The sequence below is a fragment of the Veillonella sp. 6_1_27 genome (assembly GCF_000163735.1).
In the GTDB taxonomy this organism is placed as follows: domain Bacteria; phylum Bacillota; class Negativicutes; order Veillonellales; family Veillonellaceae; genus Veillonella; species Veillonella parvula_A.
In genome coordinates this window covers 1-16,007 of the sequence record NZ_GG770215.1, presented here as the reverse complement: position 1 = coordinate 16,007, position 16,007 = coordinate 1, and the positions used below count along the sequence as shown (strand labels likewise).

At 38.4% G+C, this 16,007-nt stretch carries 15 protein-coding genes, 1 tRNA gene and 1 rRNA gene; 2 read left to right on the top strand and 15 right to left on the bottom strand.

Features of this window, described 5'->3' with window-relative positions; genetic code table 11:
- Positions 1–6: 6 nt before the first annotated feature.
- From rsmI to HMPREF0874_RS00020, 14 genes are all read right to left on the bottom strand, one after another.
- Positions 7–855: a 16S rRNA (cytidine(1402)-2'-O)-methyltransferase gene (gene rsmI, locus HMPREF0874_RS00085; protein WP_008600537.1), complete on the bottom strand. Its 849-nt coding sequence runs from the start codon at positions 853–855 to the stop codon at positions 7–9.
- The gene (locus tag HMPREF0874_RS00080; protein WP_008600534.1) at positions 845–1,570 is read right to left on the bottom strand and encodes a tRNA1(Val) (adenine(37)-N6)-methyltransferase; all 726 of its coding nucleotides are present in this window, start codon (positions 1,568–1,570) and stop codon (positions 845–847) included. The genes rsmI and HMPREF0874_RS00080 overlap by 11 nt, the downstream gene beginning before the upstream one ends.
- Positions 1,563–2,408: a stage 0 sporulation family protein gene (locus tag HMPREF0874_RS00075; RefSeq protein WP_008600533.1), complete on the bottom strand. Its 846-nt coding sequence runs from the start codon at positions 2,406–2,408 to the stop codon at positions 1,563–1,565. The genes HMPREF0874_RS00080 and HMPREF0874_RS00075 overlap by 8 nt, the downstream gene beginning before the upstream one ends.
- Complete coding sequence (locus HMPREF0874_RS00070; protein WP_008600532.1) at positions 2,409–3,449, bottom strand: DNA polymerase III subunit delta'; 1,041 nt, start codon at positions 3,447–3,449, stop codon at positions 2,409–2,411.
- Between the two features lie 75 nt (positions 3,450–3,524).
- On the bottom strand, positions 3,525–4,211 hold the full coding sequence (locus HMPREF0874_RS00065; protein ID WP_008600529.1) for a thymidylate kinase: 687 nt from the start codon (positions 4,209–4,211) through the stop codon (positions 3,525–3,527).
- Positions 4,212–4,213: 2 nt separating this feature from the next.
- Positions 4,214–5,695, bottom strand: coding sequence for an aminotransferase class I/II-fold pyridoxal phosphate-dependent enzyme (locus HMPREF0874_RS00060; protein ID WP_008600527.1), 1,482 nt, complete (start codon positions 5,693–5,695; stop codon positions 4,214–4,216).
- A gap of 57 nt (positions 5,696–5,752) precedes the next feature.
- Positions 5,753–6,331 (bottom strand): aminoacyl-tRNA hydrolase, encoded by a 579-nt coding sequence (gene pth, locus HMPREF0874_RS00055; protein ID WP_008600525.1) that lies wholly within the window; start codon positions 6,329–6,331, stop codon positions 5,753–5,755.
- A gap of 10 nt (positions 6,332–6,341) precedes the next feature.
- Positions 6,342–7,295, bottom strand: a complete 954-nt coding sequence (locus HMPREF0874_RS00050; RefSeq protein ID WP_004693255.1) for a ribose-phosphate pyrophosphokinase — start codon at positions 7,293–7,295, stop codon at positions 6,342–6,344.
- 127 nt (positions 7,296–7,422) lie between these two features.
- The gene (gene glmU / locus HMPREF0874_RS00045) at positions 7,423–8,796 is read right to left on the bottom strand and encodes a bifunctional UDP-N-acetylglucosamine diphosphorylase/glucosamine-1-phosphate N-acetyltransferase GlmU (protein WP_008600518.1); all 1,374 of its coding nucleotides are present in this window, start codon (positions 8,794–8,796) and stop codon (positions 7,423–7,425) included.
- Between the two features lie 131 nt (positions 8,797–8,927).
- A complete protein-coding gene (purR, locus tag HMPREF0874_RS00040; RefSeq protein WP_008600517.1) occupies positions 8,928–9,746 on the bottom strand; it encodes a pur operon repressor in 819 nt (272 codons plus the stop codon).
- A gap of 221 nt (positions 9,747–9,967) precedes the next feature.
- The gene (locus tag HMPREF0874_RS00035) at positions 9,968–10,576 is read right to left on the bottom strand and encodes a peptidoglycan-binding protein (RefSeq protein ID WP_039964865.1); all 609 of its coding nucleotides are present in this window, start codon (positions 10,574–10,576) and stop codon (positions 9,968–9,970) included.
- Positions 10,577–10,836: 260 nt separating this feature from the next.
- Positions 10,837–12,009 carry a Na+/H+ antiporter NhaA gene (gene nhaA, locus HMPREF0874_RS00030; RefSeq protein ID WP_008600515.1) on the bottom strand — a complete coding sequence of 391 codons (1,173 nt, stop codon included), beginning with the start codon at positions 12,007–12,009 and terminating at the stop codon, positions 10,837–10,839.
- Between the two features lie 35 nt (positions 12,010–12,044).
- Positions 12,045–13,202 (bottom strand): Na+/H+ antiporter NhaA, encoded by a 1,158-nt coding sequence (gene nhaA / locus HMPREF0874_RS00025; protein WP_004693243.1) that lies wholly within the window; start codon positions 13,200–13,202, stop codon positions 12,045–12,047.
- 97 nt (positions 13,203–13,299) lie between these two features.
- Positions 13,300–14,631: a PepSY domain-containing protein gene (locus HMPREF0874_RS00020; RefSeq protein ID WP_008600513.1), complete on the bottom strand. Its 1,332-nt coding sequence runs from the start codon at positions 14,629–14,631 to the stop codon at positions 13,300–13,302.
- A 138-nt stretch (positions 14,632–14,769) separates the two neighbouring features.
- Here HMPREF0874_RS00020 and HMPREF0874_RS00015 point away from each other — a divergent pair.
- Both HMPREF0874_RS00015 and HMPREF0874_RS00010 read left to right on the top strand, forming a co-directional pair.
- Positions 14,770–14,843, top strand: a tRNA-Gly gene (locus HMPREF0874_RS00015).
- 88 nt (positions 14,844–14,931) lie between these two features.
- A complete protein-coding gene (locus tag HMPREF0874_RS00010) occupies positions 14,932–15,141 on the top strand; it encodes a molybdopterin-binding protein (RefSeq protein WP_004693239.1) in 210 nt (69 codons plus the stop codon).
- Between the two features lie 682 nt (positions 15,142–15,823).
- Here the strand turns inward: HMPREF0874_RS00010 and rrf are convergent.
- A 5S ribosomal RNA gene (rrf, locus tag HMPREF0874_RS00005) occupies positions 15,824–15,940 on the bottom strand.
- Positions 15,941–16,007 lie beyond the last annotated feature (67 nt).

Sequence of the window (16,007 nt, the reverse complement as noted above, 5' to 3'; positions counted from 1 at the left end):
GAAGGTTTAACGTTCTACAATATTATATACATCCCGGCGGGAAACGTTAAAACGCTTTGCCACCTGGCGAATAGCTTCTTTTTTAGGTACCCCTGTATCTACAAGGGCTTGCACAGCATCTTCATAAGATACTGGTTCATCCAACACTTCACTAGTATCGGACTCCACTGTGTCAGCACCGCCTACGATGAGGACGAATTCACCTTTATAGGTGAGCTGTTCTAAATCCTTCACAAGGCTTTCCAAATCGGTGCGTACAAAGGTTTCAAACTTCTTCGTCAATTCCCTTGCCACCACAATGGAACGATTGCCAAAAGCTTCATACATATCTTCTAACACCTCTTGCAATCGATGTGGTGCTTCATAAAACAGCAAGGTTCCCATCACTTGTGAAAGTCGTTGTAATTCTTCAACCCGATGTTTACCCCGTTTAGGTAAGAACCCTGCAAAGGTAAAGGATTTAGTATCTAAACCTGATGCAATAAGCGCTGTTAACGCTGCATTAGCACCGGGCAAAGGTACTACAGTTATGCCTTCTTCAATAGCCTTTGTTACAAGGTCTGCCCCTGGATCAGAAATAGCAGGCATACCCGCATCACTAACGCAAGCAATCGACTGACCTTCTAACAAAAGCTCCAAAATATAAGCACCTTTTTCCTCCTTATTATGTTCATGATAAGAAATCAAAGGCTTTTTAATATCAAAATGTTTTAACAATATGCCCGTATGACGCGTATCCTCAGCCGCAATAGCATCTACCTCACCCAAAATACGAACAGATCGATACGTCATATCTTCTAAATTACCAATCGGTGTAGGCACCAAGTATAAGGTGCCCCATTCATTATCGTTCATACCAAGAGGACACCTCCTTCGTGTACACATTCGTTTTTTTGTAAACGATGAGTGGTGGCTCAAGTACAAGACCTGCCTGACCTTGAAAAATAGACTCTATCAAAACTAATTTTGCTGGTTTATCTAGCATACCATGAACAAACCGAATTCGTTTTGCTTGAAAGTTAAACCTTTCTAGTTCATGTAATACATATTGCAAGCGACTAGCACTATAAATCATCCAAAAACGACCTTTATATTTAATAAAGGACTGTACCGCTTTCAGAACATCACATAAAGTTGTATGTCCATCATGAAGTGCTAAATTACGCTCTTCAGATGTAGGCTTTGCACCGCTTTCACAATCATAAAAAGGGGGATTAACAATAACACCATCAAAAGGCTTATCTTGTATATCGCGATATGTCATATGTCGATAATCGCCACATAATATATTTACCACATCTTGTTTACGATTATGTTCTACGCTACGCTTAGCCAACTCAACGAGAGTTTCATTAATTTCTATACCTGTAATATGACCTGCCCCTAATGACGTACCTATAAGCGGCATAACCCCTGACCCCGTTCCAAGATCAACATAGGTATGACGACCATTAAAACGACAAAAATGAATGAGTGCTATGGCGTCAAAGGAAAAGCGAAACATATCAGAACGCTGATAAATCTGTAAGCCATCGATAATTAAATCATCAAGTCGTTCTTGATCATTCATCAGGCAATGCCACCTCGGACCATTTCAAATCGATAGTACGGCCCGCTTCGAGCTGTACCTTTACAGTATGCTTATGATGATTTACCTTTAAAACTTTACCAATACCTTCATCGGTAACAACCTCCTTACCAATGCCAGGAGGTGCTATATCTTGAGGAGATTGAGGGCGTTCCTTCTTCACATATAGGTCGCCACCTTTTTTATATAAATCATCTTCGTAGTTAAGGCAACACATCAATCGACCACATACACCAGAAATCTTCGTAGGATTTAAGCTCAAATTTTGATCCTTTGCCATGCGAATCGATACAGGCGTAAAGTCACCTAAGAAATTTGAACAACACAAAGGTCGACCACAAGCACCGATACCATTTAGTACTTTAGCCTCATCACGGACACCTACTTGGCGTAACTCGATGCGCGTTCTAAATATAGTTGCCAAATCTTTAACGAGCTCACGGAAGTCAATACGGCCATCTGCAGTAAAGAAGAATATAATCTTATTCATATCAAATGTGTATTCCACATTGATAAGTTTCATCGGTAACTTGCGTTTTTCAATTTTTTCGAGACAAATTTCAAAGGCTTTTTCTTCGCGCTCTTTATTCTTCTCGATTTGTTTCAAATCCTTAGACGTCGCCTGTCTAATAACAGGCTTCACAGGGGCAACAACAGAATCTTCATAGACCTCTTTAGGTCCAATCACAACTGTGCCGTATTCTACACCACGTGCTGTTTCAACGATAACTCCATCCCCAACGGATAGTTCTAATTGTTCAGGCTGAAAATAATAAATCTTTCCCGCCTTTTTAAAGCGTACGCCAACTATGGTTAGCATTTAATCCTCCTCCCGAGCATCATGAAGGGCGATACTAAGACCGTCCACCACGAGAGCGGTTTTTATATGTAAGCGCAAAGCCCGTTCTGCTTGCAATGTTTCAGTAACAACCTCTGACAATGCTTGCATGGACCAGCGCGGTAATAATCGTAATAATTGAGTTTTGTACATAGGTACTTGTAATTGCGTGTCTTGAGCCCCCATTTTAAGAGCCATCATATCTCTACTTACAAGGCGTAGCCAGCGCATCAATTCCGTTAGGCTTTCACGAGATAAGCTTTCACAAGCTAAGGAAATCATAGTAAACCATCGCGTTTCAAAAGCTAATATATCCATCACCTTAACGGCTAACTCTAGCATTTCAATGCAATCTTGTGTCGCCAGTTTTTCCACCAATTGTGGATTACCATGACCAGCTAACAAAGCCTGTTCTATATCACCGGTAATTCCACGCGCTACAAAAGCGGTGCGAATCGTATCTACATCAACACTGTTAAAACCAACGCCCATACATCTAGAAATGATGGTAGGCAATACGGTGTTAATCTTGTTCGTAATAATGATGAAGTACACCTGTTCGGGCGGTTCCTCAATGGTTTTTAGCATAGCATTTGCCATGACTGCATTGGCTGTGTGAAAGTCCTCCACAATGACAACGCGGTTCCCATTGCCCGCCACAGACAGATGATCTTGTAATAATGAATACCACTGCTCTACCTTTAAGGTTGTTTTCATAGGGCGAATCCAAAAGGCATCACCCTTATCCATATAGATAGGTAATCCTTCGGCTTCGATACGTTTTTCCGTATCCCCATTTGCTAAACGGGCTTCCTTAACCTCTGCTAAATAAGATTCCCCCTTAGGTTGAGAGAATACTTGACGTCCTAGTAATAAAGACGCTAGGCCTATGGCCATATCTAGCTTGCCAAGACCAGATTCGCCATAAAACAAGAGACTATGAGGTAATGCATTACGACTTACAAGTTCAGATAGGTGTGCCTTAATCGAATCTTGACCAATTATAGAATCAAAATATGTCATAGCGCCTCCTATCAATACATGCTCAATATTAATATTATATAGGAAAAAGGCGACTTTTAAAAGAGTCGCCTTTTTCTAAGGTAGTAGATTTTCTACTACACTATATACATCATTATGAATTTCTTCAATAGTACGCAATGTATACTGACTAGACTTAGCTTTATCAGCACAAGGTATGCGGTGCCATTGATAACGCTTTACTAATTCTTCATACGCACCGTGAACGGCTACTAAATATGCATGATTCCCTTCGTGAATATCACCAGTATTGCCTCCTGTTTTACCAGTGCGCTCCGCCATAAGGGCTTCGCTCACTTCAAGGGGCATATCCAAAAGGCATACCGCATCAGGTTTAGGCAAGCCAAATTTTTGGAACTCAAAATCTTCAAGCCAATCTAAAAATGCAGTACGTTCCTTCGGATCATCGTATTTTACCATTTGGTGCACCATGTTAGACGTTGTATAACGATCTGCAATGATGATACCCCCATTTTTGTAAAACTGTTCCCAGTCAGTTCTGAAGGAAGCAAATCGATCGATAGCGTACATAGAGCTTGCCACATAAGGATTTACATCATGTACATCCTTACCAAATTCACCAGCTAAATACATTTTAATAGGCATAGCGGCGCCGCTATCATAGTTTGGAAAGCTCACAGACTTAACGGCATGCCCTTCTTTGGTCAAGCGCTCTACTAAGAGTTTAGTTTGTGTAGCCTTACCGCTGCCGTCTCCACCTTCTAATATGATTAAAGTCCCCATAATTACTCCTGTAACACCCAAATTGTTTCCAATGTCATATCATCAGACCCATTAGGTACATAACCTAGAGCCTTGTGATTCTCTATATATTGTAACACAGAGGCACTAATCTCTTCACCTACTGCTACACAGGGAATACCTGGTGGATAATAAGCAATTGTCTCCCCTGCAATGCGATGAAGTGCTTCTTTTAAAGGTACTTGCTCACGATTTGCATACATAGCATTACGAGGGGTTATGCGCACAATAGGCGCTGGCAGCAGCGCAGAATCTTTACTAATGTCTTGCAATTGCTCTTCCTCTGTTTTATTAAATTCTTTAAATGCACGTAACACCTTTTCACTTACAGCTTGTACAGCCTTAATAAGAGCAGTTACAGACTCGTTTGTATCACCTATGGTAATGAGCACTAGCACATGATGAGCTTGTACTAACTCCACCTCAATATGATATTCTCGTAACATCCGTTCAAAAGCAACGCCTGTGAGCCCTAATTCTTTAGCATCAATCAGCACCTTAGTACAATCATAATTTATTACCCGCTCTTGAATATCTGTATATTCCATAGTAGCAATACCAGAAATTTTATTGAGTTCCTCACGTAAGTACATACTCAACTCTAGTGCACGACTTACTAAATCATTACCTGCTGTGGCTAATTGATGGCGCGCCATATCTAAGGAAGCAAGGAAAATATAGTTTGGACTCGTACTTTGTAGCATTTGATGCATTTGCGTAATACGCCGCTTATCAATTTTTTTACCTTGCCCTAATAGCCAAGATGTTTGTGTCAAAGAGCCAACAGATTTATGTGTACTTTGAGCCACCAAATCTGCTCCAGCCTCTATAGCCTCTATAGGTAAACTTTCAGAGAACGGCAAATGAGGCCCATGAGCTTCATCAACAAGTACAATAAGTCCCCGCTTATGAGCCTCTTGTATGATATTAACAATATCTATGCCCACGCCATAATAGTTTGGATAAACTAAAAGAATCGCCTTTGCCTCTGGATGTGCATCCATTGATTTGATAGCATTTTCTAATGATACACCTAGTGGAATTCCCCAGCGTTCATCAAAATCACAGTCCATATATACTGGTTTGGCTCCTGAGAGGACAAGCCCACTAATAACGGAACGATGTGCTTCTCGAGGAATGATAATGATTTCATCAGGCCCTACAGTCCCCATAATCATGGCTTCAATCAAAGCTGTAGTACCATTAATAGAAAACCAACAAAAATCAGCTCCATATAATTCGGCTGTTAAGTCTTGCGCTTCTTTTAATTCCCGTTCAGGTTCATGTAAATCATCTAAAGCGTACATAACACCTAAGTCATAGGGTAACGCTGGCCCCATCCAATTCTTTAACAGTTGAGGTGCTTCAACGCCTATCTTATGACCTGGCGTATGAAAGGGCACAAAATGTTGTTCTTTATATGATTCTAAAGCCTCTACAAAAGGCATTTTTTCTTGATTACTCATATGTACCTCGTAAAAAGGGCATGAATCTCAATGAGACTCATGCCCTTATGCATGTATTTATCGCTGTGGACGACGTTTAGGATTGAATTGATTCATGCCTTTATCAATACCTACCTCTAAAGTACCTAATACAGCTTTTACCGTATCCTTAATACCTTTTTGCACCTTCTCTTGCGACTCTTCACTAAATGGTGCTAAAACGTGATCAATGACAGTCCATTGTGGCAATGGACGTCCAATTCCTACGCGGAATCGAGGAAAATTTTCTGTTCCTATATGGGAAATTAAGGATTTAATCCCATTATGTCCACCCGAACTACCGTTTGGTCGAATACGCAACTTACCTATAGGTAAATCCATGTCATCATAAATACAATACACATCAGATGGATCAATTTTGTAGTACCGCATTAACGGTCCTACAGACTCACCACTTAGATTCATAAATGTTTGCGGCTTTACAAGTAATACTTTCTCACCATCTACGGTAATACTGCATACCTCAGCACGTTGCTCCTCTCTCCAAGGCGTGTGAGGGACACTATCGGCAATGGCATCAATAACCATAAATCCAATATTATGTTTTGTCTTTTCGTATTGCTTGCCGGGGTTACCGAGGCCTACTACTAATTTCAAAAATCACCTATTATTTATCAAATAAATTACTTACAGACACTTCATGGAAGATACGCATAATTGCTTCACCCAACAATGGAGCTACGGATAATTGCGTAATATTTGGTAAGTTGCAATTTTCCGGCAATGGAATAGTATTAGTAACGATAAGTTCCTTAATATTGGAATTTGCAATTCGTTCACTTGCCGGATCTGTCAACACTGCATGTGTAACAGCGGCGGTAACGGATTTAGCACCGAATTCTTCCAATGCTTTAGCACCTTCAACCAAGGATCCAGCCGTATCTACGATATCATCGATAATAATACAGTTTTTACCTGCCACATCACCGATGAGATTCATAACTTTAGCCACACCTGGTTCAGGGCGTTTTTTCTCAATGATTGCAATCGGTGCACCAATGCGGTCAGCCAAATCACGAGCTCTTGTAACACCGCCAAGGTCAGGAGATACAACGATAACATCTTCCATATTTTTTTCATTAATATATTTAGCCAAAATAGATGCGCCAAACAAATGATCTACAGGCACATCAAAGAAACCTTGAATTTGGCCTGCATGTAAATCAATTGTTACAAGACGTGTAATACCTGCCGTTTGCATCAAATTAGCTACTAACTTAGCTGTAATCGGCTCACGACCGCGAGTCTTACGGTCTTGGCGAGCATAGCCATAGTAAGGAACTACTGCAGTGATATGACGTGCAGAAGCGCGTTTTAACGCGTCAGCCATAACCATGAGTTCCATTAAATTATCATTTACAGGATAGCTAGTTGGTTGAATGATAAATACATCTTTGCCACGTACGCTTTCATCAATCATTATTTGTACTTCGCCATTGTTAAAACGACCTACAAATGCTTCACCTAAAGGCAACCCTAAATAATCACAAATTTCCTTTGCCAATGCAGGATTTGCATTACCTGTGAAAATCTTGAGTTTTTTGCCGTCTTCAAATGCCATTTTGTTACCCTTTCATTTGCTCCTATACTGGTTACTTATCCATAATCTATACATTACAGATACACACTATTGCCTTTTTATTGTATACTATTTTGACCTAATTGTGTTAAAAAATATGAGATTTTTTTTATTTCTTTTTGAAAGTATCCTCTGTTACCCAATTTTCTTTCACAATTTGCTTGCTGCGACCTACAGCCAAGGCCTTATCTGGTACGTTCTTAGTAATAGTTGAGCCCGCACCTACATAGCTATAATTACCTATTGTTACAGGAGCAACTAAGTTACTATTACAACCAACAAATGCGCCATCACCAACAGTTGTACGATGCTTAACTTTCCCATCATAATTTACGGTAATAGTGCCACAGCCAATATTAACACCAGCCCCTACATCACTATCACCGATATAGGAGAGATGTGGGAACTTAGTACCTTCCCCAACATTAGAGTTTTTAACTTCTACAAAGTTACCTACATGAACCTTGTTACCTAAAACTGTATTTGGACGCAAATGGACATATGGACCTACATCTACACCGTCTTTTACTTCACAGTCATGACCATAAGTAAAGTGGATAATCGTATCATTGCCGACTTTTACATTCGTCAAACGAGTGTGTGGTCCAATTTCACAACGCTCACCAATCACGGTATCACCTTCAAGAATTGTACCAGGATGCAAAATTGTATCTGCACCTACTGTTACTTCAGGAGCCACATAGGTATTTTCAGGATCAATAATTGTTACGCCAGCAGTCATTAACTCAACATTTTTACGATGTTTTAATATAGCTTCAGCCTCTGCTAATTGCAAACGTGAGTTTACACCTAAAGATTCTTCAAAATCCTTAGTCATGTATGCACTTACCTTGTCGCCACCATTTACGAGAATACCAACTACATCAGTAATATACAATTCACCTTGGGCATTATCATCAGATAATTGATCTAAGCAAGGCCATAATTTTTTACTATCAAAAGCGTACATACCTGTATTTACTTCTTGAACCGCTAATTCTTCAGGTTTACCATCTTTCTGTTCTACGATACGAACTACAGAACCCGCTTCATTACGAATGATACGTCCATAACCAGTTGGATCCGGCATATGAGCAGTTAAGATTGTAGCTGCTGCACCGGAATTTTTATGTTCTTTTAAAAGTGCTTCTAAACTTTCTTTTGTAACCAGGGGAGTATCACCGCATAACAATAAGATTGTACCATCATAATCACCAAGTACTGGTTGAGCCATCTTAACTGCATGACCTGTACCATTTTGTTCTTCTTGACGAACAAATTCAGCACGCTCTCCCAAGTAATTTTGTACTGCATCGCCACCAAAACCAACGATAACAACATCGCGATTGGTACCAATGGATTGAACCGTTTCAAGAACGCGTTCTACCATCGCCTTACCGCCGACCTTGTGTAACACTTTTGGCAATTTAGACTTCATACGCGTGCCCTTACCAGCAGCTAAAATAAGGCTTGCAATATTCATAGTAATCTCCTATCTGTTATCTCTTATATCTCTAAACCATTTTAAATATTATTTACGTCATTATTTAGCCCATAGGTCAATACTCAATATAAACCATTATATCAGCCTATAATCTTCCTAATATTAATGATTTACTCTGCATCTAACACAGGCTCTATACTAATTTTCTTTGTATTTTCATCGATACCATAAAAAGTAAATAGTGATTCATAATCATTGATCAACTTCGGACTTGGTTCAGCTGTAGCTACAAGAACACCTGTGCCAACAACGACCCCACTCATTTCAAGAACTAATTCTTTAAGCCCCTTAGCGGTACCGCCAGCTTTCATAAAGTCATCGATAATTAACACCTTCGCATTTGGAGGAATTGCCCGTTTAGTTAGTGTCATAGTTTGAATGCGCCCGGAGGAGCCTGTTACATAATTGATGCTAATAGCAGAACCTTCTGTTACCTTACTATCACGTCTAGCAATAACAAGTGGTTTATTAAAAGCTCTCGCTACCATTACAGCCAAAGGGATTCCCTTTGTTTCTACAGTCAAAATATAGTCTGGTTCACGGTCCACGAAACGAGTCATAATAATCTCACCCAGACGTGTCATTACGTGCCAATCATATAAGATATCAGACATATAAATAAAACCACCGGGAATGATGCGATCTGGCTCCATTAAACGAGCTTGCACATCGCGTAAAATATCGTTCGCTTGTGTTCCCTTACGATGCGGAATAAATCGTACCCCACCAGCTACACCGGCCACCGTTTCTAAGGTCCCCAGTTGAAAGTGTTCCATAGACTGCCTTACACATGTTAAATCTTCACTAACCGTTGATTTAGCCATGCCAAAAAAGTCGCAAAAATAATTTAAAGGAATCAATTTTTGTGGTGAATCAACTAACAGTTTTGTCATTGCCACCATTCGTTCTACACGCCGTACTTTATCCATAGGATTATCCTTTACCATTCATCATATAACTATTGAGTATACTCATCAATTTAACATCATGAGTCATCATCATATATCTATATTATACCATAATTTCCGAATATTCGAGGTTTTGAATACATTATAATTCGGTAAAAGAAAAACTCTCTAGCATTTTATACAAGAATATGATTTTAGTCTATAAACCTATCATATAGTTATATAAAGCTAGAGAGTCATCATTATAAAATATAAACCTTTACAGATTGACGTCCAAACTGCAATGCTTCTGCACGAGAATCAAAAGCTAAATCAATGCGATGCCCTTTGATAGCACCACCTACATCGTCAGCTACAGCGTAGCCATAACCTTCAATATATAATCGCGTTCCCAAGGGGATTAATTTAGGGTCTACAGACACAAGTCCCTTCCGTAGACGACTACCTGTAGCTGTATATTTTCCGTTGCCAGGATCTTGAGATGAATAGCCACTAGCCTCCATCGTTAAAACTTTAGAGTATTTATTAGGCACTCCATTATGATTGCGTTCTGTGCCATGGCCACCATAACGAGTCTCCATCTTTTCCAAAGCATTCATCGTAGCTGGACCAACACGACCATCTACAGGGAGCCCTTTAGATTTTTGAAACTTTCGAACAGCTTGTTCTGTATTATGACCGTAAATGCCATCTATAGAATCATGTAAAAAACCTTGATGCTTTAACATAGTTTGCACCTTACTAACATGATGTCCTCGTTGCCCACGATCAATAGTTTTTGCTAATGATACAGAGGATATCATTACAATCATACAAACAAGCGTACATGCAATAATTATTTTTTTTATCATATACACCTCACCTTACATTAAGTAGTATACTATACAGTTTTAAATAATCTATAAACCATAAAGGTTCAATTAATATCAATAATTCATATATTAAATTATAGTTATAGTATAGTTTTAAGGGTGTATTACATATATATCATAAAATTATAAGATACCAATGAAAATCTCCATTATATCCTGCAAGAATATTCGCTTAGATTACTTTTAAAGTCGGAAATTCTCTTCAGTCTACAATGGAGATTTAATAGTTTTATTTAATTTTAGCAGTTATGGTATACACCAATATGACATTCTTTCCGATTTGCACCAACAAGTCTTAAGAAGATGTAGCCGAATAATGCAGAGATTAATGAGCCAAGTATAACGCCACCTTTTGCCATTTCTTGAGCGTGACCGGGTTCAAATGCCAAGATAGATACGAAGATACTCATTGTAAAGCCTATACCACATACAATCGCAGTACCATATACATGCTTCCAATTAGCTTCTGTCGGCATTGGTACAAGGCCACATTTCACCATCGCAAATACTGCACCAAAAATACCTATTTGTTTCCCTATAATAAGGCCTAATGCAACACCAAGCACTACAGGATGCGTTAAGTCATTAACAGATACATTACGTAAATCTACACCAGCATTAAAGAATGCAAATATTGGTACAACTAAAAAACTAACCCAATTGGACAATAAATGTTCCCAATGTTGCATTGGGCGAACATACTTACGGCCTCGTTTGCCTTTTGAAGGAATTGTCATAGCTAAGATTACACCAGCCATAGTTGCATGTAAACCAGATTTTAATACACAATACCAAAGGATAAACCCTAGAATGATATATGGTAAAGGTCGTACATATCCTTGCTTATTACAATAGATTAAAGCAGCTACAACTACGACAGCTGCACCTAAATACATCATGTGAATACTTGACGCATAGAAGATTGCAATTACGATGATAGCAATCAAATCATCTATAACGGCAAGAGCTGTTAGAAATACTTTCATTGAATTCGGTACTCTAGAGCCTAATGCAGATATAATACCGATGGAAAATGCAATATCCGTAGCAGTTGGTATTGCCCAACCATGTATATATTCAGAATGAAAACCTGCAATTAAGTAGTAGATAAAAGCGGGCGTTAGAACACCAAATAATGCGGCAATGCCTGGCATCACACGCTTAGCATTAGTATTAAGCTCACCTGATACTAATTCACGCTTAACTTCGAGACCTACAAAAAGGAAGAAGATTGCCATCAATGCATCATTAACCCATTCTAAAATTGTTAGATTACCTATATGGTGATTAACGATTTGAAAGTATTGTTCAGATGATGGAGAGTTCGCTAAAATTAAAGCGAGTACTGTTGCTCCTAGGAGTACAGATGTAGCTGCACCTGGAGAACGTAAGAAAACAAAAATGCGTTCCATTTGAATCCTTTCTATACTTACAAAAGATTATTTTATTAAATTTTACCACGCATCTTGCGTATTTGATAAGCTAAAATTAGGACAATCGCACCTAGCAAGCCTGCCGTGATTGATCCTATAAAGATACCTACCTTAGCCATTTCTTGTGTTATACCTGGTGGGAAAGCCAGTGTAGCAACAAAAAGGCTCATAGTAAAGCCAATACCACACAAAATAGCTGTCCCATAAATTTCAGGCCACGTCGTTTTTGTAGGCATCTTAATTGCCTTAGATTGAACCAAAATGTAGACGGCAGAGAATATACCTAATTGTTTTCCTAAGATTAAACCGAATGAAACACCTATGATTACAGGATGGAATAAATTATCTATGGAAAAATCAGCAAAGGATACACCAGCATTTAAAAAACTAAATAATGGTATAATTAAGAAGTTTACCCAATTGCGTAAAGCATGGGCCCATTCTTCCATAGGATATACTACCTTATCTATAACTTTACCTTTAAAAGGAATTGTCATAGCCAGTACAACACCAGCAATGGTAGCATGCACACCAGATTTTAAAACTAAATACCAAAGAACTAATCCTAGAACACAATACGGAAGTGGTCTTAAATAGCCTTGCTTATTAGTATAAATCAGTAAACCAGTTACAGCCGCAGCAGCTATTAAATCCATAAAATTAACGCCTGCCCCATAAAAGAGAGCAATAACGACTATGGCAATCAAGTCGTCAATAATAGCTAATGCAGCTAGAAAGGCTTTCATCGCTGTAGATACCTTATTACCAAGCATTGTAATAACGCCTATAGCAAAAGCGATATCTGTAGCGGTAGGAATCCCCCAACCATGTCTATATTCTGGCATATATCCAGCCGCAAAATAATACACAATAGCTGGCGTAATAACACCTGCAAATGCGGCTAATACGGGAAGCACACGTTTCGCCTTCGTATCAAGCTCCCCAGAAATCATTTCCTTCTTGATCTCTATACCAACATAAAGGAAAAAAAGAGCCATTAAGGCATCATTTACCCACTCCAGTATAGTCATTGGACCAAGGTGTATTTGCATGACTGCAAAATACTGTGCTGCAATCGGTGAGTTCGCCACAAGAACGCCTAAAATAGCAGCGGACAGCAAGGATATCCCACCAGCAGACTCTGACTGGAAAAATGCTTTTATAAAATTCATAATAACTACCACTTTCTGAGTCATAAATAATAATACGTATTTTTATGTATATAAAAACAACTATATTTATTATTATATCATTTCAGTTCGAAAATAATCAATATTGTTTACTTTCTTTAAGTAAAGAGATAAAAAATACAATAAGTGATACAGTTAAACAAATAGCAGCAATCGTATTCATAACAGGATTTTGCCAAAGTGGTAGAAGCAATCCTATAAGAACAGATATACTACAAAATAATGGTGTACGCCAAATATGCTTTTCCTCTACCGATACTTTAGATAGAATTACATCTGATTTTTTATACTTTCTAATAATAGTCATCATAAGTCCAGTCACGATACCAATAATGAGAACAATATCCCATATAGCCCACAATATCTTCAGAGCCATCGTATTATGATTATGAATATGTAGGTTAATCATAGTCGTCATACCTGTAAAATACCATGGAACTGCTTTAGTAGAAAATCTATCATTACTAGAATCGACATACAAGTTAGCATATACAGGCTGTCCAAGAAACATAGCTGGATCATCATCATTTTCTGCACCTAAATAAAATGCATAATGGTAATTGTTAAACTTAGATGGATAATCCATAGAAATAACTTGTCGATCTGGATATACTTTCATTATACGAGAAATTGCTTCTGATGGTTGCAATATTTCAGATTGTCCAATCGAAAGTTCCTGTTTAGCATTATGAAGTACATCGGCATTATAGTTATCATTTGCAATAAAAAAGCCCCCAATCCATACACCTGTTATACATAATATAAATCCCCAGACCGTTGCAACTATTGAGAATTCACGATGTAATACACCTATTTTCATTTTCTTAGATAAAACAGAGGCTTTAGAATAACTTTTACGAAATGGACCATATAAAAAAATCCCTGAAATAATAGTGAGACTACATAAAAATGATAAGAATGTTACAATATATATGCCAATTTTACCTAAATCTAATCGTGTATGTAATTGATGAAGAGTATGTAACATACTACGAATCCAAGGATGTACAGGAGGCTCATTATGTGAAGTAATCAGTTCTTTAGATATAGGATTATATAAAACATAATCCCCACCCATTCCCATGCGAGCTGGAGGTGCTACCGTAGCCGTAGATTCAATAATACGATACCGTAAAATATGTGTAGCCCCCATAGCAGGGGATATATTCAAAATATCTTTTGATGGATATTTCTGTTTAACAAGTAGTGCCCCCTGATCAGCATACTTAAATATAGATTCTTCATGTTCATTCATCGACATTATAGCTGATGAATGATGTATTGTTCCACCTTGAGCCCATGCATTTAACTCAGTTCGAAACATGAGTACTAATCCTGTAATACAAAACATTAAGAAGAAAATTAAGGAAATGATAGATAACCATTTATGAACTTTATATACTTTTGACATACGAATTCCTCCTTTTCTATTATTTTATACATCTAGATTGAAAGTAATTCAATACATTTACTACTATAGGTATAATCATAGATATATCTATGATTACTTGAATGTATATGTAAATATATGATACAATATTTACATCGTGCGGGCGTAGTTCATCGGTAGAATGCGAGCTTCCCAAGCTTGAGAGGAGGGTTCGATTCCCTTCGCCCGCTCCATATAATTTGTGATGTAATGTATATCACAAATTATATGCAAAATATTATAATATATATACTTTTTGTATTGTTTTTTAAGGAGATATCCATGAAATTAAGTGCAAGAAATCAATTAAAAGGTACTATCGTTGAGATCCAAGAAGGCGCTGTAAATGCAATCGTAAAAATCAACGTAGGTAATAATAATATTGTTACTGCTGACATTACTATTCAATCCGTTAAAGAATTAGGCTTAGCAGTTGGCAAAGAAGTTGTCGCTGTTATCAAATCCACTAGCGTAATGGTTGGTGTAGAATAATAAAGAATTAGAGCTGCTTAGGCAGCTCTTTTTTTGTATATATATTAAATTCCTAATAAGTTGTTATTAATATATAGGCTCTATGATTTTGTGATCATGGGGCTTGTTATTTACATAAATATGGAGTTGCTCAACTAGTTTACGGTTCGATACCATTGGTGCTGCGCACCGCGGTATCGATTAGATAAAGTTTATTTACATATATTTAAAGTAGCTCAACTGCTTTACGGTTCGGTAACATTGGCACGTTGTGCCTCGTTACCGTATGGATTAGTTAGATACTACCATTAGCCGCGGCTTCCTATCAATCCTCACTGTGGATTTCCCTTCTCTGCTTCGCAGCTCGGTAAATCTTACGTTCGGAAGCACTCATATGGTTCGGCTGCGTCGCTTAGCTCTAAGACCTCTTCGGTTGCCCTACTTGCTTCCTCACTGTGGATTTTCCTTCTCTGCTTCGCAGCTCGGTAAATCTTACGTTCGGAAGAAAGCGATGCAGTGAATCTGTCGTCGTTTCACTCCTCCATCTTCTACTGCCCTGCTTTTCCCAGGGCCGTCTTACACGGACACGTACATAGATACAACCTCTACAACCTTGGCTGGAGGCTGCTCTAGTAGGGTTAGCTAGTCGAAGACTAGCAAAAAGAAAAAGGCCTACCTTTAGGTAGACCTTTTTCTTTTAGTCAATCAGCGGCTTCCTATCCTCCCAGGCCGTCTCCAGCCAAGTACTTTCGGCGTTTATGAGCTTAACTACTGTGTTCGAGATGGGAACAGGTGGATCCTCATAGCCATCGCCACTGAATCTGTCAGAGTTTGTACTCTGAAAACCACATAGAAGTTATATATATTTGTTGCACATTTCTGCTTAA